This is a genomic window from Citrobacter sp. CtB7.12 (assembly GCF_001297795.1).
GTDB lineage: Bacteria > Pseudomonadota > Gammaproteobacteria > Enterobacterales > Enterobacteriaceae > Citrobacter_A > Citrobacter_A amalonaticus.
This window is the reverse complement of record NZ_LIFT01000014.1, coordinates 1-24,319: the sequence shown is the minus strand read 5'-3', so window position 1 is coordinate 24,319 and position 24,319 is coordinate 1. Positions and strand designations below refer to the sequence as shown.

Here is a 24,319-nt window from a genome sequence, read left to right as displayed (position 1 = left end):
CATATTCTACGAGATATCCATTGTGGCGTTACTGATCATTACCACGATCCTGTGGGCTTTCTCCTTCAGCCTGTTCGGGGAATACCTTGCCGGGCACGTCGATAGCTACTTTGCCGTGTTGGTTCGGGTCGGTCTGGCGGCGCTGGTATTCCTGCCTTTCCTGCGTACGCGCGGGCACAGCCTGAAAACTATCGGGCTTTATATGCTGGTGGGAGCCATGCAGCTTGGCATCATGTATATGCTGAGTTTCCACGCTTATCTCTATCTGACTGTCTCTGAACTGCTGTTGTTTACCGTGTTGACGCCGCTCTATATCACGCTGATTTACGATCTGATGAGTAAACGGCGGCTGCGCTGGGGGTATGCGTTTAGCGCGCTGCTGGCGGTGATTGGCGCAGGGATTATTCGTTATGACCAGGTGACCGATCACTTCTGGACTGGTCTGCTGCTGGTACAGCTTTCCAACATCAGTTTTGCCATCGGGATGGTGGGCTATAAACGCCTGATGGAGACGCGCCCGATGCCCCAGCATAACGCCTTTGCATGGTTTTACATCGGCGCGTTTCTGGTGGCGGTAGTTGCCTGGTTCATGTTGGGCAATGCGCAGAAAATGCCGGAAACCACGCTCCAGTGGGGAATTCTGGTGTTCCTGGGCGTGGCCGCTTCAGGCATCGGCTACTTTATGTGGAACTACGGCGCGACACAGGTTGATGCGGGGACGCTGGGTATTATGAACAATATGCATGTGCCCGCAGGGCTGCTGGTCAACCTGGCTATCTGGCACCAACAGCCTCACTGGCCAAGTTTTATTACAGGTGCGATGGTGATATTGGCTTCACTGTGGGTGCATCGAAAGTGGGTCGCTCCGCGCTCCGAACAAACGGCAGATGATCGCAGGCGTGATTGCGCGCCGATCGAATAAACGCCTCAGTCACCGGCTGGCGCTGCTCGCCATCACGCACGGCGGCGTACAGGCGGCTCCATAAGCCCTCTCCCAGGGTTCTGGTCACCACCAGACCCTGGCGTTCAAAACTCTCCACGACCCAGTGCGGCAGGGCAGCAATGCCCATGTTTGCCGCCACCATCTGAATCAACAGCAGAGTATTATCCACGCTTTTCAGTGACGGGCTGACCCCTGCGGGCTGAAGAAAATGACGCCAGACGTCCAGTCGACTGCGTTGTACCGGATAGATCAGCAGCGTTTCGCTGGCTAAATCTTCCGGGGTGATCTGCGTTTTGCTGGTCAGCGGATGCTCGGGTGCCAGCACCAGGCGAACTTCAAAATCAAACATCGGAGAATAATGCAGCCCGCTGCGCGGCAGAATGTCAGAGGTCATCACCAGATCGAGCTCGTCCTGCTGGAGCGCCGGTTGGGGGTCAAACGTCACGCCGGATTTAAAATCCATCTCCACCTGCGGCCATTTGGCGCGGAAGTTTTCCAGCGCCGGGGTCAACCACTGAATACAGCTATGGCACTCAATGGCGATACGCAGACGGGTTTGTTGTGGTTCGTTGCAGGCCTGCAACGCGCGGTTAATTTGTGGCAGAACCTGACTGGCCAGTTGCAACAGGATCTCACCCTGTGGGGTGAAACGCAGCGGCTGACTTTTACGTATGAATAGCCGAAAGCCAAGGCGCTGTTCCAGATCGCTGAACTGGTGAGACAGGGCGGATTGGGTCTGATGCAGCGTCGCCGCGGCGGCTGCCAGTGACCCGGTATTCCGCAACGCCTGGAGCGTTTTCAGGTGTTTAATCTCGATCATGAAAGTCCTTCACTTCGGCATGAACAAATTGCGCTTGAGGAATATACAGTAACTGTCAAATATGGATGTGTAAACATCCAGACGTCCAAAATCCTTCGTATTTTAAATTTATGGTGCGTTGGCTGCGTTTCCCCGCCCTGGTTACTTACTGATGTAAGCTCCCGGGGATGAGCAAACTTGCCACCTTCCCTGAATTAAAAATCCATAGGATTTACATATAATTAGAGGAAGTAAAATGACAATACTGAATCACACCCTCGGTTTCCCTCGTGTTGGCCTGCGTCGCGAGCTGAAAAAAGCGCAAGAGGGCTACTGGGCGGGTAATGTGACCCGTGAAGAACTGCTGGCGGTGGGCCGCGAACTGCGGGCGCGTCACTGGGATCAGCAAAAGCAGGCCGGTATCGATCTACTGCCGGTCGGCGATTTTGCCTGGTACGACCATGTTCTGACCACCAGCCTGCTGCTCGGTAACGTCCCGGCGCGTCATCAGAACAAAGATGGTTCCGTCGATATCGACACCCTGTTCCGCATTGGTCGCGGTCGTGCGCCGACCGGCGAACCGGCTGCGGCGGCAGAAATGACCAAATGGTTTAACACCAACTATCACTATATGGTGCCGGAGTTCGTTAAGGGTCAGCAGTTCAAACTGACCTGGACACAACTGCTGGATGAAGTAGACGAAGCGCTGGCGCTGGGTCACAAGGTGAAACCTGTGCTGCTCGGCCCGGTCACTTACTTGTGGCTGGGCAAAGTAAAGGGCGAGTCGTTCGATCGCCTGAGCCTGCTGAAAGACATTCTGCCGGTTTACCAGCAGGTGCTGGCGGAACTGGCAAAACGCGGCATCGAGTGGGTGCAGATCGACGAACCCGCGCTGGTGCTGGAACTGCCGCAGACGTGGCTGAACGCCTTCAAACCGGCCTACGATGCGCTTTCCGGGCAGGTGAAACTGCTGCTGACCACCTACTTTGAAGGTGTGACGCCTAACCTTGATACCATTGCCGCGCTGCCGGTACAAGGACTCCACGTTGACCTGGTCCACGGTAAAGATGACGTGACAGCGCTGCACAAACGCCTGCCGACTGACTGGCTGCTGTCTGCCGGTCTGGTCAATGGACGCAACGTCTGGCGTGCCGATCTGACAGAAAAATATGCCCAGATTAAAGATATCGTAGGCCTTCGCGATCTGTGGGTGGCCTCGTCCTGCTCATTGCTGCACAGCCCGATCGACCTAAGCGTTGAAACGCGTCTGGATGCGGAAGTGAAGAGCTGGTTTGCCTTCGCCCTACAAAAGTGTGGTGAACTGACGCTGCTGCGCGATGCGCTGAACAGCGGCGATACCGCCGCCATCGCCGAATGGAGCGCACCGATTCAGGCGCGTCGCCACTCGACCCGTGTGCACAATGCAGCAGTGGAAAAACGTCTGGCGGCCATCACCGCGCAGGACAGCCAGCGGGCGAACCCGTACGAAGTGCGCGCTGAGGCTCAGCGTGCGCGCTTCAACCTGCCTGCATGGCCGACGACCACTATCGGTTCTTTCCCGCAGACTACTGAAATCCGCGGCCTGCGTCTGGACTTCAAAAAAGGTCAGCTTGATGCTAACAACTATCGCACTGGCATCGCGGAGCATATTAAGCAGGCGATTGTTGAGCAGGAACGCTTAGGCCTGGACGTGCTGGTCCACGGTGAAGCCGAGCGTAACGACATGGTGGAATATTTCGGCGAGCACCTCGATGGCTTTGTTTTCACCCAGAATGGCTGGGTGCAGAGTTACGGCTCTCGCTGCGTGAAACCGCCGGTGGTGATCGGCGACGTCAGCCGTCCGGAAGCGATCACCGTAGAATGGGCGAAGTATGCTCAGTCGCTGACTGACAAACCGGTAAAAGGCATGCTGACCGGCCCGGTGACCATTCTCTGCTGGTCCTTCCCGCGTGAAGACGTCACCCGCGAAACCATCGCCAAACAGATCGCGCTGGCACTGCGTGATGAGGTGGCGGATCTGGAAGCGGCAGGCATTGGCATCATTCAGATTGATGAACCCGCACTACGCGAAGGGCTGCCGTTGCGTCGTAGCGACTGGGCGGCTTATCTGGCGTGGGGCGTGGAAGCGTTCCGTATCAACGCGGCGGTGGCGAAAGATGATACCCAGATCCACACCCACATGTGTTACTGCGAGTTTAACGACATCATGGATTCTATTGCCGCGCTGGATGCTGACGTGATCACCATTGAAACCTCACGTTCCGACATGGAGCTGCTGGAGTCGTTCGAAGAGTTCGACTATCCGAACGAAATCGGACCGGGCGTGTATGACATTCACTCGCCGAATGTCCCGAGCGTAGAGTGGATTGAGGCGCTGTTGCAAAAAGCGGCACAACGTATCCCGGCTGAACGCCTGTGGGTGAACCCGGACTGTGGCCTGAAAACCCGCGGTTGGCCGGAAACCCGCGCCGCGCTGGCGAACATGGTGAAAGCCGCGCAGAATCTGCGTCAGGCGTGATCTTCCTGGGCCCGGTAAGGCGAAGTCGCCACCGGGCCTGTTGTCGGGGGGCGGTTCAGACCTGCGTTATTTCTTACTTCCGTACTGTGCAAACCACGCCAGCATTCTTTGCCAGCCGTCTTTGGCAGATTCTTCGTGATAGCTCGAGCGGTAGTCGGCATTGAAGGCATGACCGGCATCAGGATAGACGACAATCTCCGTATTGGCGTTAGCGGCGCGTAAGGCCTGGCGCATGGTCTCCACGCTCTCCTGTGAAATACTGTTATCCTGACCGCCGTACAGACCCAGCACCGGGGCGTTCAGATCGGTCGCCACATCGACAGGATGTTTCGGCGAATTCAACGACTTATCGCCAACCAACTTCCCATACCAGGCTACAGCGGCTTTCAGTTGCGGGTTATGCGCCGCGTACAGCCACGTAATACGTCCGCCCCAACAAAAGCCAGTGATCATCAGACGATGAACATCGCCACCGTTGCGGGACGCCCAACTGGCGACGTGATCCAGATCGGCCAGAACCTGAGAATCCGGCACTTTCGCCACCAGACCGCTCAATAGCGTGGGAATATCGGCGAAATCATTGGGATCGCCCTCGCGGAAGTAGAGTTCTGGCGCGATAGCCAAATAGCCGTCCAGCGCCAGACGACGGCAGATGTCGCGGATATGTTCATGCACGCCAAAGATTTCCTGCACTACAATGACCACAGGCAGTGGGCCATTGCTCTTTTTCGGCCGGGCGTGAAACGCCGGCATCTCGTCCCCCTGAGAAGGGATTGACGTAAAACCCGCGACGATGGCGTCGTCCGGGGTATGCACTGAGGTAGAGGCAATAGGGGATGCTGCAGGTGCAAAACCGGTTTGTGGTGTTGATGTCATGGTATTCTCCGTACCCTTAGAAAAATAGCGCACTATTAACTATAGACAGCCTTTACCCATTCACACTGCCTCAAACGGCTCGCTTTTTGTGCAAAGAAAGAGAAAGTTGGGCTATTGATGTGATGTTGATCACTTTTTGTAGGTAAATTAATGCAAATGAATTGCATCATGGTGATAGCGGTCACGAAAATATCTTAAGTCCTTCGGTAAAGTGTCTTTTTGCTTCTTCTGACAAAAACCGAATCACAGAGGAGTTTTATATGTCCAGGTCTGACGTTTTTCATCTCGGCCTCACCAAGAACGATTTACAAGGGGCTACGCTGGCTATCGTCCCTGGCGATCCGGAACGTGTAGAAAAGATCGCCGCGCTGATGGAGAAGCCGGTTAAACTGGCATCTCACCGTGAATTCACTACCTGGCGCGCAGAGCTGGACGGTAAAGCCGTCATCGTCTGCTCGACCGGTATCGGCGGCCCATCAACTTCTATAGCGGTGGAAGAATTGGCTCAGTTGGGCATTCGTACTTTCCTGCGTATTGGCACCACGGGGGCCATTCAGCCGCATATCAATGTCGGCGATGTTCTGGTCACCACGGCGTCCGTTCGTCTGGATGGTGCGAGCCTGCACTTTGCGCCGATGGAGTATCCGGCAGTCGCTGACTTTGAATGCACCACCGCGCTGGTTGAAGCGGCAAAATCCATCGGTGCTACAACTCACGTGGGCGTAACTGCATCTTCTGACACCTTCTACCCAGGCCAGGAACGTTACGACACTTTCTCCGGTCGCGTAGTACGTCGTTTCAAAGGCTCCATGGAAGAGTGGCAGTCAATGGGCGTGATGAACTACGAAATGGAGTCCGCCACGCTGCTGACCATGTGTGCAAGCCAGGGCCTGCGCGCCGGGATGGTTGCGGGGGTAATCGTCAACCGCACCCAGCAAGAGATCCCGAATGCGGAGACGATGAAACAAACCGAAAGCCATGCGGTGAAAATCGTGGTGGAAGCGGCACGTCGTCTCATCTAATTCTCTTCTCTTCCGTAAAAAAGGCCGACGCGTTCGGCCTTTTGCTTTTACGCGATTATTTGCGTACCGCCTCGCAGGAAAGTTCTTTAAAACTGGACGTTTATACAGCACAATTCTATTTTGTGCGGGTGATGTATGGCGTCGGGAGGCATTTTGGATATCTCAATCATCATTTATGCGGTTATTGCGCTGGTGGGCATTGCGCTTGGCTGGCTGATAGCCAGCTATCAGCATGCGCAACAGAAAGCCGAACAATTCGCTGAACGTGAAGAGATGGTTGCGGCATTAAGTGCTGCCAAACAACAGCTTGCCCAAAGTGAACACTGGCGTGATGAGTGCGAGTTGCTCAATAACGAATTACGTAGCCTGCGCAGCATTAACACCTCGCTGGAAGCGGATCTGCGTGAAGTGACCACGCGAATGGAAGCCACACAGCAGCATGCGGAAGATAAAATTCGCCAGATGATCAACAGCGAGCAGCGTCTGAGCGAACAGTTTGAAAACCTGGCAAACCGAATCTTTGAGCAAAGCAATCGCCGGGTTGATGAGCAAAACCGACAGAGCCTGAATGGTCTGCTGACGCCGCTGCGTGAACAACTGGACGGTTTCCGTCGCCAGGTTCAGGACAGCTTTGGTCAGGAAGCGCGAGAACGTCACACCCTGGCGCATGAAATTCGCAATCTCCAACAGCTTAATGCACAAATGGCCCAGGAAGCGGTCAACCTGACGCGTGCACTAAAAGGCGATAATAAAACGCAGGGGAACTGGGGCGAAGTCGTACTCACCCGTGTGCTGGAAGCATCCGGACTGCGTGAAGGTTATGAGTACGAAACGCAGGTCAGTATCGAGAATGACGTTCGTGCCCGCATGCAGCCCGACGTAATTGTACGTTTACCGCAGGGAAAAGATGTGGTGATCGACGCCAAAATGACGCTGGTGGCCTATGAGCGCTATTTTAATGCGGAAGACGATTACACCCGCGAAAGCGCGCTTCAGGAACACATTGCTTCGGTGCGTAACCATATTCGCCTGTTGGGACGTAAGGACTACCAGCAGCTTCCGGGGCTGCGCACGCTGGATTACGTGCTGATGTTTATTCCGGTGGAGCCCGCGTTTCTGTTAGCGCTCGACCGACAGCCCGAACTGATTACTGAAGCGCTTAAAAATAATATTATGCTGGTCAGTCCCACGACATTACTGGTGGCGTTGCGAACCATTGCGAATCTATGGCGTTACGAACATCAAAGCCGTAATGCGCAACAGATTGCGGACCGTGCGAGTAAGCTCTATGACAAGATGCGGCTGTTTGTCGACGATATGTCCTCCATCGGGCAGAGTCTGGACAAAGCGCAGGATAACTATCGTCAGGCGATGAAAAAGCTGTCGTCGGGGCGCGGCAACGTGCTGGCACAGGCCGAAGCGTTTCGCGGCTTAGGGGTAGAAATTAAGCGCGAGATTAACCCTGAACTGGCGGAACAGGCCACAACGCAGGATGAAGAGTATCGGTTGCGATCGGTACCTGAAGAGCAGGAAGATGCATCTTATTCCGACGATGACGGGATAAAGCAGCAATCGAATTAGTCCGTTCGGAGTAACCCGGACAGGCAGAAGGGTAGGGCAATGCGCCCCAATCTGTTACACTTCTCGAACAATTTTTTGATGAGCAGGCACTGAGATGGTGGATAATTCACAAGAAACGACGCACTTTGGTTTTCAGACTGTCGCTAAAGAGCATAAAGCGGACATGGTGGCCCACGTTTTTCATTCTGTGGCATCAAAATATGATGTTATGAATGATTTGATGTCTTTTGGCATCCATCGTTTGTGGAAGCGCTTCACCATCGACTGTAGCGGCGTCCGCCGTGGTCAGACAGTACTGGATTTAGCCGGGGGAACCGGCGATCTGACGGCTAAATTCTCCCGTCTGGTCGGGGAGACCGGCAAGGTGATTCTGGCTGACATCAATGACTCAATGCTCAAAATGGGTCGTGAAAAGCTGCGCAATATCGGCGTGATTGGCAACGTAGAATATGTTCAGGCCAATGCGGAAGCGCTGCCGTTCCCGGACAATACGTTTGACTGCATCACTATTTCCTTCGGTTTGCGTAACGTCACGGACAAAGACAAAGCCCTGCGCTCAATGTTCCGTGTCCTGAAGCCAGGTGGTCGTCTGCTGGTGCTGGAATTCTCTAAACCGATTATCGAGCCACTGAGCAAAGCGTACGACGCCTACTCGTTCCATATCCTGCCGCGTATCGGTTCAATGGTCGCCAATGATGCCGATAGCTATCGCTATCTGGCGGAATCCATCCGTATGCATCCCGATCAGGACACCTTGAAAGCGATGATGCAGGACGCCGGGTTCGAAAGTGTCGACTATTACAACCTGACAGCGGGTGTGGTTGCGCTACATCGCGGCTATAAGTTCTGACAGGAGAACGGGGATGCCTTTTAAACCCTTAGTGACTGCTGGAATGGAAAGTTTGCTTAATTCATTCCTGTATCGTTCGCCGGCGTTGAAAACGGCGCGAGCGCGTCTGCTGGGAAAAGTGCTGCGTGTAGAGCTAAAAGGCTTTTCGACATCATTAATTCTGCTGTTCAGCGAACGCCAGGTTGACGTGCTGGGCGAGTGGGCTGGCGAGGCCGATTGTACGGTGATCACTCATGCCAGCGTATTGCCAAAATTACGTGACCGCCAGCAACTGGCTGCGCTGATTCGCAGTGGCGAACTGGAAGTGCAGGGTGATATTCAGGTTGTGCAAAATTTCGTTGCCCTTGCCGACCTGGCGGAATTCGATCCTGCTGAACTGCTGGCGCCTTATACCGGCGACATCGCGGCGGAAGGGATCAGCAAAGCCCTGCGCGGCGGGGCAAAATTTCTCCGTCACGGGATCCAACGTCAGCAACGTTATGTTGCCGAAGCCATTACGGAAGAGTGGCGAATGGCACCCGGACCGTTAGAGGTTGCCTGGTTCGCGGAAGAAACGGCAGCGGTGGAACGCGCTGTCGATGCGCTGACCCGGCGGCTGGAAAAACTGGAGGCTAAATGACGCCAGGTGAAGTACGGCGCCTGTATTTCATCATTCGCACTTTTTTAAGTTACGGACTTGATGAACTCATCCCCAAAATGCGGATCACGCTGCCGCTGCGGTTATGGCGTTACTGCCTGTTCTGGATGCCAAACCGGCATAAAGACAAATTATTGGGAGAGCGACTGAGACTGGCTCTGCAGGAGTTAGGGCCGGTGTGGATCAAGTTTGGTCAAATGCTCTCAACTCGCCGCGATCTCTTCCCTCCGCATATCGCCGATCAACTGGCGTTGTTACAGGACAAAGTCGCCCCCTTCGATGGCAAGCTGGCGAAAGCGCAAATCGAAGAAGCGATGGGCGGACTGCCCGTTGAAGCCTGGTTTGATGAATTCGAGATTCAGCCGCTGGCGTCGGCGTCAATTGCTCAGGTGCATACGGCGAGACTGAAATCGAACGGCAAAGAGGTCGTCATCAAAGTCATACGTCCTGACATCCTGCCGGTTATCAAAGCGGATCTACGACTGATTTATCGTCTTGCCCGCTGGGTGCCGCGCTTGCTACCGGACGGTCGCCGTCTGCGCCCGACGGAAGTGGTGCGGGAATATGAAAAAACACTGATTGATGAGCTGAACCTGCTGCGCGAATCGGCCAACGCCATTCAGCTACGGCGAAACTTTGAAGACAGCCCCATGCTCTACATCCCGGAAGTTTATTCTGACTACTGCAGTGAGAATATGATGGTGATGGAACGCATCTATGGCATCCCGGTTTCCGATGTGGTGACGCTGGAGAAAAACGGCACCAACATGAAGTTGCTGGCGGAGCGCGGCGTGCAGGTTTTCTTCACTCAGGTGTTTCGCGACAGCTTTTTCCACGCGGATATGCATCCCGGAAACATCTTTGTCAGTTATGAACACCCCGAGAACCCGAAATATATTGGCATTGATTGCGGCATTGTCGGCTCCTTAAACAAGGAAGATAAGCGTTACCTGGCGGAGAACTTTATCGCGTTCTTTAATCGTGATTACCGCAAGGTTGCGGAACTGCATGTTGATTCAGGCTGGGTTCCGCCGGATACCAACGTTGAAGAGTTTGAGTTTGCGATTCGTACCGTATGCGAGCCTATCTTCGAGAAACCGCTAGCAGAAATCTCGTTTGGTCACGTTTTGTTAAACCTTTTCAATACGGCGCGTCGATTTAACATGGAAGTGCAGCCTCAACTGGTATTGTTGCAGAAGACATTACTGTATGTTGAGGGCGTAGGACGTCAGCTGTATCCGCAGTTGGATCTCTGGAAAACGGCGAAGCCTTTTCTGGAATCATGGATTAAAGATCAGGTCGGTATTCCGGCGCTGGTCAGGGCATTTAAGGAAAAAGCGCCGTTCTGGGTCGAAAAAATGCCAGAACTCCCTGAACTGGTGTACGACAGTTTGCGCCAGGGCAAATATTTACAGCACAGTGTTGATAAGATTGCGCGCGAGCTTCAGGAGAATCATGTGCGTCAGGGCCAATCCCGTTACTTATTGGGAATTGGAGCCACGTTACTATTGAGTGGGACATTCCTGTTGATTAATCGTCCTGAATGGGGCTATATGCCCGGCTGGTTGATGGCAGGCGGTCTGGTCGCCTGGATTGTCGGCTGGCGCAAAACTCGCTGATTTTTTCATCGCTCAAGGCAGGCCGGGTAACGTATACTACGGCCTTATTAATTCATCATCTATCACAGAGGAACATGTATGGGTGGTATCAGTATTTGGCAGTTGGTGATCATTGCCGTCATAGTTGTACTGTTGTTTGGCACCAAGAAGCTCGGCTCCATCGGTTCCGATCTTGGCGCATCCATCAAAGGCTTCAAAAAAGCCATGAGTGATGATGATGCTAAACAGGATAAAGCCAGTCAGGACGCTGACTTTACCGCGAAGTCTATTACTGACAAACCGGCAGACGCTGCTAAAGAAACGGCGAAAAAAGAAGACGCGAAAAGCCACGATAAAGAGCAGGTGTAATTCGTGTTTGATATCGGCTTTAGCGAACTGTTACTGGTGTTTATTATCGGCCTCGTCGTACTGGGGCCGCAGCGATTGCCGGTAGCCGTCAAAACGATAGCTGGCTGGGTACGCGCATTGCGATCCCTTGCGACCACCGTTCAGAATGAACTGACCCAGGAGCTTAAGCTCCAGGAGTTTCAGGACAGCCTGAAAAAGGTTGAGAAAGCGAGCCTGGAAAATCTGACTCCCGAGCTGAAAGCCTCAATGGATGAACTGCGCCAGGCGGCGGAGTCAATGAAACGTTCCTATAGCGCGAACGAGCCCGAAAAAGCGAGCGACGAAGCGCACACCATCCATAACCCGGTGGTGAAAGGGAACGAAGAACAGCATGAAGGGGTCACGCCCGCTACTGCTGAAGTCCAGGCCAGCGCACCGGAACAGGCTCCTGAGATTGTCGGGGAGACGTCTCCTGCCGTCAACGTGAAGGACGCTGAACCGAAAACCGCTGCCCCTGTTGCTGGCTCCTCCCCTACGTCGAGTGATAAACCGTAAACATGGCTGTAGAAGATACTCAACCGCTTATCACGCACCTGATTGAGCTGCGTAAACGTCTGCTTAACTGCATTATTGCGGTTATCGTGATTTTTCTGGCATTGGTCTATTTTGCCAATGACATCTATCACCTGGTTTCCTCGCCGCTTATCAAACAGTTGCCGCAGGGCGCAACCATGATCGCGACGGATGTCGCATCACCGTTCTTCACCCCGATCAAATTAACCTTCATGGTGTCGCTGATCCTGTCAGCACCGGTGATCCTTTATCAGGTCTGGGCGTTTATCGCGCCAGCGCTGTATAAGCATGAACGCCGCATGGTGGTACCGTTACTGATCTCCAGCTCGTTACTGTTCTATATCGGCATGGCGTTTGCCTACTTTGTCGTGTTCCCGCTGGCGTTTGGCTTCCTTGCCAATACCGCGCCGGAAGGTGTGCAGGTCTCGACGGATATTGCCAGCTATCTGAGCTTTGTCATGGCGCTGTTTATGGCGTTCGGGGTCTCGTTTGAGGTGCCCGTTGCCATCGTGCTGCTTTGCTGGATGGGGGTGACGACACCGGAAGATTTGCGTAAAAAACGGCCTTATGTGTTAGTTGGCGCGTTTGTGGTAGGGATGTTGCTGACGCCGCCGGATGTTTTTTCGCAGACGTTACTGGCGATTCCGATGTACTTCCTGTTTGAGGTCGGCGTTTTCTTCTCACGTTTCTATGTCGGTAAGCGACAGACACGGGATGAAGATAACGAGGCGGAATCAGAAGCCGAAGCTGAGAAAGCCGAGAAGACAGAAGAGTAAATTCAACCGCCCGCCAGGGCGGTTGTCATATGGAGCGAAGCATGTTTGATATCGGCGTTAATTTAACCAGCTCGCAGTTTTTAAAAGACCGTGATGAGGTTGTGGCTCGCGCGAGGGCCGCTGGCGTGAAGGGCCTGCTTCTCACCGGAACAAACCTGCATGAAAGCCAACAGGCGCAACGACTGGCGCACATTTATCCTCACTGTTGGTCGACGGCCGGTGTTCACCCGCACGACAGTAGCCAGTGGCAGCCTGCCACAGAGGAGGCGATTGTGGCGCTGGCTTCAATGCCTGAGGTCATGGCGATTGGCGAATGTGGCCTTGATTTCAATCGTAATTTTTCCACTCCGCAGGAACAAGAGCGGGCGTTTGATGCGCAGTTGCGTATCGCTGCTGAGTTACAGATGCCGGTTTTTATGCATTGTCGTGATGCGCATGCACGATTTCTGACGCTGTTGGATCCGTGGCTGGACAAACTCCCGGGTGCGGTGCTGCACTGCTTTACCGGCACGCGTGAAGAAATGCAGGACTGTATCGACAGAGGATTACATATCGGCATTACAGGCTGGGTCTGTGATGAGCGTCGTGGGCTGGAACTGCGCGAATTGCTACCGTTTATTCCGGCCGAACAGTTGCTGATTGAAACCGATGCGCCGTATCTGTTGCCGCGCGATCTCTCGCCGAAACCCGCATCGCGACGTAACGAACCGGCATATCTGCCACATATTCTTGAGCGTATCGCCCACTGGCGCGGAGACGATCCGCAGTGGCTTTCCGCCACAACGGATGCGAACGTCAGGACACTGTTTGGAATGTCGTTTTAAGTCGCCGTTAAAGCTTACGGAAACCGGTGTTTTTCACGCTCTGCTTCACCTCTTTATTCAACAGGTTGAGCAGCAGCATGGAACGCGCTTCACCGTCCGGTTCAGTGAAGATCGCCTGCAGGCCTTCAAAAGCCCCTTCCGTGATGACCACTCGATCGCCGGGGTAAGGCGTTTCAGGGTCGACAATGCCTTCTGGCTTATAGACGGAGAGCTGGTGAATCACCGTAGCAGGGACAATTGCCGGTGATGCGCCAAAGCGGACAAAATGGCTGACGCCGCGCGTGGCATTGATCGTCGTGGTATGAATCACTTCCGGGTCAAATTCCACGAACAGATAGTTAGGGAACAGGGGTTCGCTGACTGCAGTACGTTTTCCACGCACCATTTTTTCCAGGGTGATCATCGGTGTCAGGCAGCTCACTGCCTGTCTTTCGAGGTGTTCCTGAGCACGCTGAAGTTGCCCGCGTTTGCAGTACAGTAAATACCAGGATTGCATAATGGCTCTTATCCGCTTATTCGGGGCGCAAGCATAGCAAATGTAAGGCGTGAAGTTAATTATAATCCCGGTGGCGGCGGTGGGCTGCCAGAGTTCACGCTAATTTAACAAAAATACAGCATCACGATGATGAACGCCGTATAATGAGGCGCTTACGAAGAGGCCACAATGGACGCCATGAAATATCACGATTTACGCGACTTCCTGACGCTGCTTGAACAACAGGGTGAACTCAAACGCATTACGCTTGAAGTGGATCCATATCTGGAAATCACAGAAATTGCCGACCGCACGTTACGTGCCGGTGGCCCTGCGCTGCTGTTTGAAAACCCCAAAGGCTATTCAATGCCGGTGTTGTGTAACCTGTTTGGTACGCCAAAGCGTGTCGCGATGGGCATGGGGCAGGATGATGTCTCTGCGCTGCGGGAAGTGGGTAAATTACTGGCCTTTTTGAAAGAACCGGAGCCGCCGAAGGGCTTCCGCGATCTGTTTGATAAACTGCCGCAGTTCAAACAGGTGCTGAATATGCCGACGAAGCGACTGCGCGGTGCGCCTTGTCAGCAAAAAATCATCTCTGGCGATGACGTCGATTTAAACCGAATTCCCATTATGACCTGCTGGCCAGAAGATGCCGCGCCGCTCATCACCTGGGGGCTGACCGTCACGCGTGGCCCGCATAAAGAGCGGCAGAATCTGGGGATTTATCGCCAGCAGTTGATTGGCAAAAATAAATTGATCATGCGCTGGCTGTCCCATCGTGGCGGCGCGCTTGATTATCAGGAGTGGTGTGCGGCGCATCCGGGTGAACGTTTCCCGGTGTCTGTCGCCTTAGGCGCCGATCCTGCCACCATTCTTGGCGCGGTGACGCCGGTACCAGACACACTCTCAGAGTACGCCTTTGCCGGTCTGCTGCGCGGTACGAAAACCGAAGTGGTTAAATGCCTGTCTAACGATCTTGAAGTGCCTGCCAGTGCGGAAATTGTGTTGGAAGGGTATATCGATCCGGGTGAAATGGCGCCGGAAGGCCCGTATGGCGACCATACGGGGTATTACAATGAAGTGGATAGCTTCCCGGTCTTTACCGTCACGCATATTACCCAGCGTGAAGATGCGATTTACCATTCGACCTACACCGGTCGTCCGCCGGATGAGCCTGCCGTACTTGGCGTTGCGCTAAATGAAGTGTTTGTGCCGATTCTGCAAAAACAGTTCCCGGAAATCGTCGATTTTTACCTGCCGCCGGAAGGGTGCTCTTATCGCCTTGCCGTCGTCACGATTAAAAAACAGTACGCGGGGCATGCGAAACGCGTCATGATGGGTGTCTGGTCATTTTTACGCCAGTTTATGTACACCAAATTTGTTATCGTCTGTGATGATGACGTCAATGCACGCGACTGGAACGATGTGATTTGGGCGATTACCACCCGTATGGACCCGGCCAGGGACACGGTGCTGGTAGAAAATACGCCAATTGATTATCTGGATTTTGCCTCGCCGGTCTCCGGTCTGGGTTCAAAAATGGGGCTGGATGCCACGAACAAATGGCCAGGTGAAACCCAACGCGAGTGGGGACGTCCAATTAAAAAAGACCCCGACGTGACCGCCCGCATTGATGCGATTTGGGATGAACTGGCCATCTTTAATGACGGTAAAGGCGCCTGAGGCGCTCGTTTTGCCCTACAGACCCATAGAGGGAGCGCATGACAACCTTAAGCTGTAAAGTGACCTCGGTAGAAGCTATCACTGATACCGTATACCGTGTTCGTTTAGTACCCGACGCGGCATTTTCCTTTCGTGCCGGTCAATATTTGATGGTCGTGATGGATGAGCGGGATAAACGTCCGTTCTCGATGGCCTCTACGCCGGATGAGCAGGGTTTTATTGAGCTCCACATTGGCGCGTCAGAAATTAATCTCTATGCCAAAGCAGTGATGGATCGCATCCTGAAAGATCATGAGATAACGATAGATATTCCGCACGGCGACGCATGGCTGCGTGACGATGAAGAGCGTCCGCTGATCCTGATTGCTGGTGGTACGGGTTTTTCCTACGCCCGTTCCATTCTGTTGACGGCGCTGGCGCATAATCCCAATCGTGAGGTCACGATTTACTGGGGGGGACGTGAAGAGAAGCATCTCTACGATCTCTCTGAACTTGAAGCGCTCTCTGTCAACCATCCCAATCTGCGCGTTGAAGCCGTGGTGGAACAACCGGAAGCCGGCTGGCGTGGGCGTACAGGGACGGTCTTAACGGCGGTGATGCAGGATCACGGAACGCTGGCCGATCATGACATCTACATTGCCGGGCGTTTTGAGATGGCGAAAATCGCGCGTGACCTGTTCTGTAATGAGCGCAGCGCACGTGAAGATCGCCTGTTTGGCGATGCGTTCTCATTTATCTAAGAAGAGAAACGAAGAAGAAAAAACCCGCCCCTGACAGGCGGGAAGAACGGCAACTAAATGGTTATACCGTGACGTTTTCGTTGTAGGCCGGATGAGATGCTTTAGCATCGCCATCCGGCAATCGAGCCGGGGGGCGCTTCGCTTACCCGGCCGACAATGAGTGAATATCTTTACACCCGCTCAAACACGGTCGCGATACCCTGACCCAACCCAATACACATCGTCGCCAGGCCGAACTGGACATCTTTGCGTTCCATCAGGTTCAACAACGTGGTGCTGATACGCGCGCCAGAACAACCCAACGGGTGACCGAGCGCGATCGCGCCGCCGTTAAGGTTGATCTTCTCGTCAATCTGCTCCATTAACCCCAGATCTTTAATACACGGCAGGATCTGCGCAGCAAACGCTTCGTTCATCTCAAACAAACCGATATCACTGGCCGAAAGCCCCGCTTTTTTCAGCGCCAGTTTCGACGCCGGAACCGGACCGTATCCCATGATGGAAGGATCACAACCGACCACCGCCATTGAGCGCACGCGGGCGCGTGGTTTCAGACCTAACTCGCGTGCACGACTCGCGCTCATCACCAGCATGGCGGCGGCACCATCGGAGAGTGCAGAAGAGGTTCCTGCGGTGACCGTGCCGCTGACCGGGTCAAACGCCGGACGCAGGGTAGATAACGCTTCAACCGTGGTTTCCGGACGGATCACTTCGTCGTAGTTAAACTGCTTCAGCACGCCATCGGCGTCATGCCCACCGGTTGGGATAATTTCATTCTTAAACGCGCCGGACTGCGTGGCGGCCCAGGCGCGGGCGTGTGAACGTGCGGCAAAGGCATCCTGCATTTCACGGCTGATGCCGTGCATGCGTGAGAGCATCTCCGCCGTTAGTCCCATCATGCCCGCCGCTTTGGCGACGTTACGGCTCAGACCTGGGTGAAAATCGACGCCGTGGCTCATCGGCACATGGCCCATATGCTCCACGCCACCCACCAGACAGGCCTGCGCATCACCGGTCATGATCATTCGTGCGGCGTCATGCAATGCCTGCATGGAAGAGCCGCACAGACGGTTGACGGTCACCGCCGGAACGGAGTGTGGAACTTCCGCCAGCAGCGCCGCGTTACGGGCGATGTTAAAGCCCTGCTCCAGCGTCTGCTGCACGCAACCCCAGTAGATGTCATCAAGCGCCGCCGCTTCAAGCGCCGGATTACGCGCCAGCAGACTACGCATCAAATGTGCGGAGAGATCTTCCGCACGCACGTTGCGAAACGCGCCCCCTTTCGAACGGCCCATCGGGGTACGGATCGCATCAACAATTACAACCTGTTCCATTGTGACTCCTTAAGCCGTTTTCAGGTCGCCGACCGGACGGGCAGGCTCAACCGGGGGATAATACGGTTCGTTATGACGCGCTTTATTACGCAGACCTTCCGGAACGTCGTATAACGGACCGAGGTGCTGATACTGTTGCGCCATATCGAGATACTTCGCGCTGCCGAGCGTATCCAGCCAGCGGAACGCGCCGCCGTGGAACGGAGGGAAGCCCAGACCGTAAACCAGTGCCATATCGGCCTCTGCCGGACTGGCGATAATGCCTTCTTCGAGACAGCGCACCACTTCGTTGACCATCGGGATCATCATACGGGTGATAATTTCGTCTTCGCTGAAATCACGCTTCGCGTTACTGACGTCAGCCAGCAGGTCATCAACGGTGGCATCCTCTTCTTTCTTCGGCTTACCTTTGTTGTCTTCTTTATAGCGCCAGAAGCCCAGACCGTTTTTCTGACCAAAACGACTGGCGTCAAACAGCGCATCGATCGCGTCGCGATAATCTTTTTGCATCCGCTGCGGGAAGCCTGCGGACATCACGGCCTGCGCGTGATGCGCTGTATCAATGCCGACAACATCAAGCAGGTATGCCGGGCCCATCGGCCAGCCGAACTGTTTTTCCATGACCTTGTCGACTTTGCGGAAGTCCGCTCCGTCGCGCAGCAACTGGCTGAATCCCGCGAAGTAAGGGAACAGTACGCGGTTTACAAAGAAGCCGGGGCAGTCGTTCACCACAATCGGTGTTTTGCCCATTTTGCTTGCCCAGGCGACTACTTTCGCGATGGTTTCATCGGCGCTTTTCTCGCCACGAATGATCTCAACCAGCGGCATCCGGTGAACCGGGTTAAAGAAATGCATCCCGCAGAAATTTTCCGGGCGTTTCAGCACGCTTGCCAGTTCACTGATGGGAATGGTGGAGGTGTTAGAGGCCAGCACGGTATCCGGGCGAACCTTGTCTTCCGTTTCGGACAGCACCGCTTTTTTGACTTTCGGGTTTTCAACCACGGCTTCGACCACGATGTCCACGCGATCAAAACCGGCATAGTCCAGCGTAGGGTGAATGGTCGAAATCACGCCCGCCATCTTCAGACCGTCAATTTTGCCGCGCTCAAGCTGTTTGTTCAGCAGCTTAGCCGCTTCGGTCATTCCGAGGGTCAGGGATTTGTCATTGATATCTTTCATGATAACCGGCACGCCTTTCCACGCCGACTGATACGCGATACCGCCGCCCATAATGCCTGCGCCCAGCACAGCAGCCTGTTTTGGCGTCTCAACGTCTTTGGTCAGCTTCTTCGCTTTGCCTTTCACATATTGGTCGTTAAGGAAGATACCGACCAACGCGCGGGCTTCATTGGTGTGCGCCAGCGGAACAAAACTTTTGTTTTCCAGATTAAGCGCTTCTTCACGGCCAAAACGCGCGGCGGCTTCAATGGTTTTCACTGCAGTCATCGGGGCCGGGTAATGTTTGCCTGCCGTTTGCGCGACCATGCCTTTGGCAATGGTGAAGCTCATGGCAGCTTCAATTTTGCTGAGCTTCAGCGGTTCCAGCTTCGGCTGACGCTTCGCTTTCCAGTCCAGATCGCCGCTGATGGCCTGACGTAAAACTGCTTTTGCGCCTTCAATCAGTTTTTCCGCTTTCACGACGCCATCGACCAGACCGATTTTCAGCGCCTGTTCAGCACCAACGTCTTTACCGGCAGCAATGATCTCCAGTGCGCTGTCCGCGCCTAACATGCGCGGCATACGTACGGAACCGCCAAAGCCTGGCATGATGCCCAGCTTTGTTTCTGGCAGACCGATACGCAGATCCGGCGTCGCCAGGCGGTAATCGGTCGCCAGTACGCATTCGCAGCCGCCACCTAACGCATAGCCGTTAACCGCAGAGAGCGTGGGGACCGGCAGATCTTCCAGACGGTTAAAGACGCTGTTGGCGAAATGCAACCACTGGCTGAGCTGTTCTTCGGGAACGAGAAACAGCGAAAGGAATTCGGTGATATCGGCACCGACGATAAAGGCTGCTTTATTCGAACGCAGCAGCAGTCCTTTTAACTCTGTTTGTTTTTCCAGTACGTCCAGCGCCTGGCCGAGGCTGGCGACGGTTGCCGTGTCGAGTTTGTTCACTGAGCCTGGGGCATCGAACACCAGTTCGGCGATGCCATCTTCCAGCCAGTCGAGGTACAGGTTGTCGCCTTTGTAAAGCATGTCAGTCTCCTGAATCCGCAAGGTGATCTGGTCATACCAGATGAAGCGAAGTGTGTATTTTATGTTAATAAAATGCAAATGACTGATTAAAAAAATGCCGATCCGATCACACCTGGTAGAAATCACGCTCTCGTGAATCGATGTGCTAAGATGCGGAGACTTGAGGTCGAAAAAAACAGAAGGATAGAAAATGGAATCACTGGCCGCACTCTATAAAAATCATATCGTTACCTTACAAGAACGGACGCGTGATGCGTTGGAACGCTTTAAGCTTGATGCGCTGCTTATTCACTCCGGCGAGCTGGTTAACGTTTTTCTCGACGATCATCCTTACCCGTTTAAGGTTAATCCGCAGTTTAAAGCCTGGGTGCCGGTGACTCAGGTTCCCAACTGCTGGTTGCTGGTTGATGGGGTGAACAAACCCAAACTGTGGTTTTACTTGCCGGTCGATTACTGGCACAACGTTGAACCGCTGCCGACCTCCTTCTGGACTGAAGAAGTTGAGGTGATTGCCCTGCCGAAGGCGGATGGCATTGGCAGTCAACTGCCTGCCGCGCGCGGCAATATTGGTTATATCGGCCCGGTTCCAGAGCGTGCGTTGCAACTGGAGATCGCCGCCAGCAATATCAACCCGAAAGGGGTGATCGACTATCTGCACTATTACCGCGCCTACAAAACGGACTACGAACTGGCCTGCATGCGCGAAGCGCAGAAAATGGCGGTGAATGGACACCGTGCGGCGGAAGAAGCCTTCCGTTCGGGGATGAGCGAGTTCGATATCAACCTGGCCTATCTGACTGCGACCGGTCACCGCGACACCGATGTGCCGTACAGCAATATCGTGGCGCTGAACGAGCATGCGTCGGTTTTGCATTATACGAAGCTGGATCATCAGGCACCGTCTGAAATCCGCAGCTTCTTGCTGGATGCCGGTGCGGAGTACAACGGTTATGCCGCAGACCTGACCCGTACCTGGTCGGCGAAAAGCGACAATGAGTATGCGCAGTTAGTGAAAGATGTGAATGACGAACAGCTGGCGCTGATTGCCACCATGAAAACGGGTGTCAGCTATGTGGATTATCATGTTCAGTTCCATCAGCGTATTGCAAAACTGCTGCGTAAGCATCAGCTCGTCACCGACATGAGCGAAGAGGCGATGGTCGAAAACGATCTCACCGGACCGTTTATGCCGCACGGGATCGGCCATCCGCTGGGCCTGCAGGTGCATGATGTTGCGGGCTTTATGCAGGATGACACCGGTACGCATCTCGCCGCGCCGTCCAAATATCCGTATCTGCGCTGCACCCGTGTGCTCCAGCCGGGCATGGTGTTGACCATTGAACCGGGCTTTTACTTCATCGAATCGCTGCTCGCGCCGTGGCGTGAAGGGCAGTTCAGCAAACACTTCAACTGGCAGAAAATTGAAGCGCTGAAACCGTTTGGTGGTATTCGTATTGAAGATAACGTGGTGATCCACGAGAACAACGTTGAAAACATGACGCGGGATCTGAAACTGGCGTAATGGACAGTTGGTTAATCCCTGCGGCGCCGGTCACCGTTGTCGAAGAGATCAAAAAAAGCCGCTTCATTACGTTGTTGGCGCATACCGATGGCGTAGAGGCGGCAAAAGCGTTTGTGGAATCAGTCAGAGCGGAGCACCCGGACGCCCGTCACCATTGCGTGGCGTGGGTGGCGGGAGCGCCGGATGATTCGCAGCAATTGGGCTTTTCAGATGATGGTGAACCGGCGGGAACGGCAGGCAGGCCGATGCTCGCGCAGTTGATGGGCAGCGGCGTTGGGGAAATTACCGCCGTTGTGGTGCGCTATTACGGCGGGATCTTACTCGGCACCGGCGGACTGGTTAAAGCCTACGGCGGTGGCGTAAACCAGGCATTGCGTCAGTTAACGACACAGCGCAAGACGCCATTAACCGAATATACTTTGCAGTGTGAGTACGCGCAGTTGGCTGGCGTTGAAGCACTTCTGGGTCAATATGGCGGCAAAATCGTCACCAGTGATTACCAGGCATTCGTTCGGTTACGGGTGGCGCTTCCTTATGCGAAAGTGGATGAATTTTCAGCAAAGCTGGCGGATTTTAGTCGTGGTTCATTGCAATTGTTAGCGATTGAAGAATAATCCCCACCTCATTTTGAAGAACTAAGGAAGCGGCAGAGATGCATTTTCGCGCCATTACCCGAATTGTAGGACTACTGGTTATCTTATTTTCGGGCACGATGATCCTCCCGGGGCTGGTAGCGCTTATCTATCGTGATGGGGCGGGACGCGCATTTACGCAAACCTTTTTTGTCGCACTGGTGATTGGCTCCATGTTGTGGTGGCCGAACCGTCGTGAGAAAGGCGAACTGAAATCCCGTGAAGGGTTTCTGATCGTGGTACTGTTCTGGACCGTGCTGGGTAGCGTGGGTGCGTTACCCTTCATTTTTTCTGAAAGCCCGAACCTCACGATTACCGATGCGTTTTTCGAATCATTCTCCGGACTGACCACGACCGGCGCTACCACGCTGGTGGGGCTGGATTCGCTGCCGCATGCGATCCTCTTTTATCGCCAGATGCTGCAATGGTTCGGTGGGATGGGAATCATTGTGCTGGCCGTCGCGATCTTGCCGATACTCGGCGTCGGTGGGATGCAACTCTATCGCGCTGAAATGCCAGGGCCGCTGAAAGATAACAAGATGCGCCCGCGTATTGCCGAAACGGCAAAAACGCTGTGGCTGATCTACGTCCTGCTGACGGTCGCCTGCGCGCTGGCGCTGTGGTTTGCCGGCATGCCAGCGTTTGACGCCATCGGACACAGTTTCGCTACTATCGCGATCGGCGGGTTTTCTACCCATGATGCCAGCGTGGGTTATTTTGACAGCCCAACGATTAACACTATCATCGCTATCTTCTTATTAATCTCCGGCTGTAACTACGGTCTGCACTTCTCGTTACTGAGTGGCCGCAGCCTGAAGGTTTACTGGCGTGACCCCGAATTTCGCATGTTCATTGGCGTCCAACTGACGCTGGTGGTCATCTGCACATTAGTGCTCTGGTTCCATAACATCTATAACTCCGCACTGACGACGCTCAATCAGGCCTTTTTCCAGGTGGTGTCGATGGCGACTACGGCCGGATTTACCACCGACAGTATTGCGCGCTGGCCGCTTTTCCTGCCGGTATTGCTGCTATGTTCTGCGTTTATCGGCGGCTGTGCAGGGTCAACGGGCGGGGGACTGAAGGTTATCCGTATCCTCTTGCTGTTCAAACAGGGGAACCGCGAGCTAAAGCGCCTGGTGCATCCCAATGCGGTCTATAGCATCAAACTGGGGAATCGCGCGCTGCCGGAGCGTATTCTTGAAGCGGTCTGGGGATTTTTCTCGGCGTATGCGCTGGTTTTTATTGTCAGTATGCTGGCGATTATCGCGACTGGTGTGGACGATTTCTCGGCCTTTGCTTCCGTGGTGGCGACGTTGAACAACCTTGGACCCGGGCTGGGCGTCGTGGCGGACAACTTTGCCAGTATGAATCCAGTGGCAAAATGGATCCTGATTGCCAATATGCTGTTCGGTCGTCTGGAAGTCTTCACTTTGCTGGTACTTTTTACCCCGACCTTCTGGCGTGAATAATGGAGTAACACGTGAAAACACTGATTCTTTTCTCATCTCGCGATGGACAGACCCGGGAAATCGCCGCTTATCTGGCGTCAGAACTCAAAGAGCTTGGCGTTTGTACGGATGTCGTCAACCTGCATCGTACCGAAGAGCCTGACTGGGAACGCTATGACCGTGTGGTCATTGGCGCATCCATTCGTTATGGACACTATCATTCTGCATTTCTCGAGTTTGTGAAGAAACATGCGACGCGACTGAATCACATGCCAAGCGCGTTTTACTCCGTCAACCTGGTGGCGCGTAAACCGGAAAAGCGGACGCCGCAGACCAACAGCTACGCGCGCAAGTTTTTAATGAACTCACAGTGGCGGCCAGACCGTTCTGCGGTTATCGCCGGGGCGCTGCTGTACCCACGCTATCGCTGGTATGATCGCATGATGATTCAACTCATTATGAAAATGTCGGGCGGCGAAACGGATACGCGCAAAGAAGTTATCTATACCGACTGGGAGCAAGTGGCGAGTTTTGCCCGCGAAATCGCCCAGTTAACCCCCGATTCGGTGGTTAAATAAACGCAAAGAATAAAAAATGCGCACTCGGAAAATTATTTTAAATTTCCCCTTGTCAGCCCGAAATAACTCCCTATAATGCGCCTCCACTGACACGGAACAACGGCACGCAAGCCGCCGGGTCAGCAGGGTTCTCCGGTGAAAACCAGTGATGAACACCGACAGAGAAAAGCGAAATAAATGCTTGACTCTGAAGCGGGAAAGCGTATTATGCACACCCCGCGCCGCTGAGAAAAAGCGAAGCGGCACTGCTCTTTAACAATTTATCAGACAATCTGTGTGGGCACTCAGAGTGACATGGATTCTTAACGTCGCAAGACGAAAAATGAATACCAAGTCTCAAAGAGTGAACACGTAATTCAT

At 54.0% G+C, this 24,319-nt stretch carries 22 protein-coding genes; 17 read left to right on the top strand and 5 right to left on the bottom strand.

Features of this window, described 5'->3' with window-relative positions:
- The first annotated feature begins 22 nt into the window (after nucleotides 1-22).
- Nucleotides 23-922: a biotin transporter gene (bioP, locus tag AOY24_RS24095; protein WP_042998820.1), complete on the top strand. Its 900-nt coding sequence runs from the start codon at nucleotides 23-25 to the stop codon at nucleotides 920-922.
- Here the strand turns inward: bioP and metR are convergent.
- Nucleotides 810-1,763, bottom strand: a complete 954-nt coding sequence (gene metR, locus AOY24_RS16465) for an HTH-type transcriptional regulator MetR (protein ID WP_042998821.1) — start codon at nucleotides 1,761-1,763, stop codon at nucleotides 810-812. The genes bioP and metR overlap by 113 nt on opposite strands.
- A gap of 235 nt (nucleotides 1,764-1,998) precedes the next feature.
- Between metR and metE the strand changes: the two genes are divergently transcribed.
- A complete protein-coding gene (gene metE / locus AOY24_RS16460; RefSeq protein ID WP_054176992.1) occupies nucleotides 1,999-4,260 on the top strand; it encodes a 5-methyltetrahydropteroyltriglutamate--homocysteine S-methyltransferase in 2,262 nt (753 codons plus the stop codon).
- A 66-nt stretch (nucleotides 4,261-4,326) separates the two neighbouring features.
- Here metE and AOY24_RS16455 read toward each other — a convergent pair whose 3' ends face one another.
- Nucleotides 4,327-5,136, bottom strand: a complete 810-nt coding sequence (locus tag AOY24_RS16455) for a dienelactone hydrolase family protein (RefSeq protein ID WP_042998823.1) — start codon at nucleotides 5,134-5,136, stop codon at nucleotides 4,327-4,329.
- Nucleotides 5,137-5,396: 260 nt separating this feature from the next.
- Here AOY24_RS16455 and udp point away from each other — a divergent pair, with 260 nt between their 5' ends.
- The 9 genes from udp (at nucleotide 5,397) to tatD (ending at nucleotide 13,345) form a co-directional block, all read left to right on the top strand.
- The gene (gene udp, locus AOY24_RS16450; protein WP_042998824.1) at nucleotides 5,397-6,158 is read left to right on the top strand and encodes a uridine phosphorylase; all 762 of its coding nucleotides are present in this window, start codon (nucleotides 5,397-5,399) and stop codon (nucleotides 6,156-6,158) included.
- Between the two features lie 153 nt (nucleotides 6,159-6,311).
- Nucleotides 6,312-7,739, top strand: a complete 1,428-nt coding sequence (gene rmuC / locus AOY24_RS16445) for a DNA recombination protein RmuC (RefSeq protein WP_054177010.1) — start codon at nucleotides 6,312-6,314, stop codon at nucleotides 7,737-7,739.
- A gap of 94 nt (nucleotides 7,740-7,833) precedes the next feature.
- Nucleotides 7,834-8,589: a bifunctional demethylmenaquinone methyltransferase/2-methoxy-6-polyprenyl-1,4-benzoquinol methylase UbiE gene (ubiE, locus tag AOY24_RS16440; RefSeq protein WP_042326162.1), complete on the top strand. Its 756-nt coding sequence runs from the start codon at nucleotides 7,834-7,836 to the stop codon at nucleotides 8,587-8,589.
- Between the two features lie 13 nt (nucleotides 8,590-8,602).
- Nucleotides 8,603-9,208 carry a ubiquinone biosynthesis protein UbiJ gene (gene ubiJ / locus AOY24_RS16435; protein WP_042998825.1) on the top strand — a complete coding sequence of 202 codons (606 nt, stop codon included), beginning with the start codon at nucleotides 8,603-8,605 and terminating at the stop codon, nucleotides 9,206-9,208.
- Nucleotides 9,205-10,845 carry a ubiquinone biosynthesis regulatory protein kinase UbiB gene (ubiB, locus tag AOY24_RS16430; RefSeq protein WP_044258310.1) on the top strand — a complete coding sequence of 547 codons (1,641 nt, stop codon included), beginning with the start codon at nucleotides 9,205-9,207 and terminating at the stop codon, nucleotides 10,843-10,845. Before ubiJ ends, ubiB begins: the two co-directional genes overlap by 4 nt.
- Before the next feature lie 78 nt (nucleotides 10,846-10,923).
- Nucleotides 10,924-11,193, top strand: coding sequence for a Sec-independent protein translocase subunit TatA (tatA, locus tag AOY24_RS16425; RefSeq protein WP_042998827.1), 270 nt, complete (start codon nucleotides 10,924-10,926; stop codon nucleotides 11,191-11,193).
- A 3-nt stretch (nucleotides 11,194-11,196) separates the two neighbouring features.
- On the top strand, nucleotides 11,197-11,727 hold the full coding sequence (tatB, locus tag AOY24_RS16420) for a Sec-independent protein translocase protein TatB (protein WP_042998828.1): 531 nt from the start codon (nucleotides 11,197-11,199) through the stop codon (nucleotides 11,725-11,727).
- Between the two features lie 2 nt (nucleotides 11,728-11,729).
- Nucleotides 11,730-12,521 carry a Sec-independent protein translocase subunit TatC gene (gene tatC, locus AOY24_RS16415; protein ID WP_042998829.1) on the top strand — a complete coding sequence of 264 codons (792 nt, stop codon included), beginning with the start codon at nucleotides 11,730-11,732 and terminating at the stop codon, nucleotides 12,519-12,521.
- A 41-nt stretch (nucleotides 12,522-12,562) separates the two neighbouring features.
- Complete coding sequence (tatD, locus tag AOY24_RS16410; protein ID WP_054176991.1) at nucleotides 12,563-13,345, top strand: 3'-5' ssDNA/RNA exonuclease TatD; 783 nt, start codon at nucleotides 12,563-12,565, stop codon at nucleotides 13,343-13,345.
- 7 nt (nucleotides 13,346-13,352) lie between these two features.
- On the opposite strand, the gene rfaH is transcribed toward tatD, so the two are convergent.
- Nucleotides 13,353-13,841 carry a transcription/translation regulatory transformer protein RfaH gene (gene rfaH / locus AOY24_RS16405; RefSeq protein WP_042998831.1) on the bottom strand — a complete coding sequence of 163 codons (489 nt, stop codon included), beginning with the start codon at nucleotides 13,839-13,841 and terminating at the stop codon, nucleotides 13,353-13,355.
- Nucleotides 13,842-14,009: 168 nt separating this feature from the next.
- Here rfaH and ubiD point away from each other — a divergent pair, with 168 nt between their 5' ends.
- Together ubiD and fre are read left to right on the top strand one after the other, a co-directional pair.
- On the top strand, nucleotides 14,010-15,503 hold the full coding sequence (ubiD, locus tag AOY24_RS16400) for a 4-hydroxy-3-polyprenylbenzoate decarboxylase (protein ID WP_044327658.1): 1,494 nt from the start codon (nucleotides 14,010-14,012) through the stop codon (nucleotides 15,501-15,503).
- Nucleotides 15,504-15,541: 38 nt separating this feature from the next.
- Complete coding sequence (gene fre, locus AOY24_RS16395) at nucleotides 15,542-16,243, top strand: NAD(P)H-flavin reductase (RefSeq protein ID WP_044258316.1); 702 nt, start codon at nucleotides 15,542-15,544, stop codon at nucleotides 16,241-16,243.
- A 170-nt stretch (nucleotides 16,244-16,413) separates the two neighbouring features.
- On the opposite strand, the gene fadA is transcribed toward fre, so the two are convergent.
- Together fadA and fadB are read right to left on the bottom strand one after the other, a co-directional pair.
- Complete coding sequence (gene fadA, locus AOY24_RS16390) at nucleotides 16,414-17,577, bottom strand: acetyl-CoA C-acyltransferase FadA (RefSeq protein ID WP_046402115.1); 1,164 nt, start codon at nucleotides 17,575-17,577, stop codon at nucleotides 16,414-16,416.
- Between the two features lie 9 nt (nucleotides 17,578-17,586).
- Complete coding sequence (fadB, locus tag AOY24_RS16385; RefSeq protein WP_054176990.1) at nucleotides 17,587-19,776, bottom strand: fatty acid oxidation complex subunit alpha FadB; 2,190 nt, start codon at nucleotides 19,774-19,776, stop codon at nucleotides 17,587-17,589.
- Nucleotides 19,777-19,966: 190 nt separating this feature from the next.
- Between fadB and pepQ the strand changes: the two genes are divergently transcribed.
- From pepQ to hemG, 4 genes are read left to right on the top strand one after another with little or no spacing between them, the layout of a single operon-like run.
- Nucleotides 19,967-21,298 (top strand): Xaa-Pro dipeptidase, encoded by a 1,332-nt coding sequence (gene pepQ / locus AOY24_RS16380; RefSeq protein ID WP_054176989.1) that lies wholly within the window; start codon nucleotides 19,967-19,969, stop codon nucleotides 21,296-21,298.
- The gene (locus AOY24_RS16375; protein WP_054176988.1) at nucleotides 21,298-21,912 is read left to right on the top strand and encodes an IMPACT family protein; all 615 of its coding nucleotides are present in this window, start codon (nucleotides 21,298-21,300) and stop codon (nucleotides 21,910-21,912) included. Before pepQ ends, AOY24_RS16375 begins: the two co-directional genes overlap by 1 nt.
- 38 nt (nucleotides 21,913-21,950) lie before the next feature.
- Complete coding sequence (trkH, locus tag AOY24_RS16370; protein ID WP_042998837.1) at nucleotides 21,951-23,402, top strand: Trk system potassium transporter TrkH; 1,452 nt, start codon at nucleotides 21,951-21,953, stop codon at nucleotides 23,400-23,402.
- An 11-nt stretch (nucleotides 23,403-23,413) separates the two neighbouring features.
- Entirely contained in the window at nucleotides 23,414-23,959 is a 546-nt protein-coding gene (gene hemG, locus AOY24_RS16365) for a menaquinone-dependent protoporphyrinogen IX dehydrogenase (protein ID WP_042998838.1), read from the top strand.
- Nucleotides 23,960-24,319 lie beyond the last annotated feature (360 nt).

Bases quoted from the DNA above. Each gene is read 5' to 3' on its own strand.
- pepQ (WP_054176989.1), top strand. From the start codon at position 19,967: ATGGAATCACTGGCCGCACTCTATAAAAATCATATCGTTACCTTACAA.
- metE (WP_054176992.1), top strand. From the start codon at position 1,999: ATGACAATACTGAATCACACCCTCGGTTTCCCTCGTGTTGGCCTGCGT.
- AOY24_RS16375 (WP_054176988.1), top strand. From the start codon at position 21,298: ATGGACAGTTGGTTAATCCCTGCGGCGCCGGTCACCGTTGTCGAAGAG.
- metR (WP_042998821.1), bottom strand. From the start codon at position 1,763: ATGATCGAGATTAAACACCTGAAAACGCTCCAGGCGTTGCGGAATACC.
- rfaH (WP_042998831.1), bottom strand. From the start codon at position 13,841: ATGCAATCCTGGTATTTACTGTACTGCAAACGCGGGCAACTTCAGCGT.
- ubiB (WP_044258310.1), top strand. From the start codon at position 9,205: ATGACGCCAGGTGAAGTACGGCGCCTGTATTTCATCATTCGCACTTTT.
- ubiD (WP_044327658.1), top strand. From the start codon at position 14,010: ATGGACGCCATGAAATATCACGATTTACGCGACTTCCTGACGCTGCTT.
- fre (WP_044258316.1), top strand. From the start codon at position 15,542: ATGACAACCTTAAGCTGTAAAGTGACCTCGGTAGAAGCTATCACTGAT.
- tatC (WP_042998829.1), top strand. From the start codon at position 11,730: ATGGCTGTAGAAGATACTCAACCGCTTATCACGCACCTGATTGAGCTG.
- fadA (WP_046402115.1), bottom strand. From the start codon at position 17,577: ATGGAACAGGTTGTAATTGTTGATGCGATCCGTACCCCGATGGGCCGT.
- tatD (WP_054176991.1), top strand. From the start codon at position 12,563: ATGTTTGATATCGGCGTTAATTTAACCAGCTCGCAGTTTTTAAAAGAC.
- AOY24_RS16455 (WP_042998823.1), bottom strand. From the start codon at position 5,136: ATGACATCAACACCACAAACCGGTTTTGCACCTGCAGCATCCCCTATT.
- udp (WP_042998824.1), top strand. From the start codon at position 5,397: ATGTCCAGGTCTGACGTTTTTCATCTCGGCCTCACCAAGAACGATTTA.
- fadB (WP_054176990.1), bottom strand. From the start codon at position 19,776: ATGCTTTACAAAGGCGACAACCTGTACCTCGACTGGCTGGAAGATGGC.
- ubiJ (WP_042998825.1), top strand. From the start codon at position 8,603: ATGCCTTTTAAACCCTTAGTGACTGCTGGAATGGAAAGTTTGCTTAAT.
- tatA (WP_042998827.1), top strand. From the start codon at position 10,924: ATGGGTGGTATCAGTATTTGGCAGTTGGTGATCATTGCCGTCATAGTT.
- ubiE (WP_042326162.1), top strand. From the start codon at position 7,834: ATGGTGGATAATTCACAAGAAACGACGCACTTTGGTTTTCAGACTGTC.
- trkH (WP_042998837.1), top strand. From the start codon at position 21,951: ATGCATTTTCGCGCCATTACCCGAATTGTAGGACTACTGGTTATCTTA.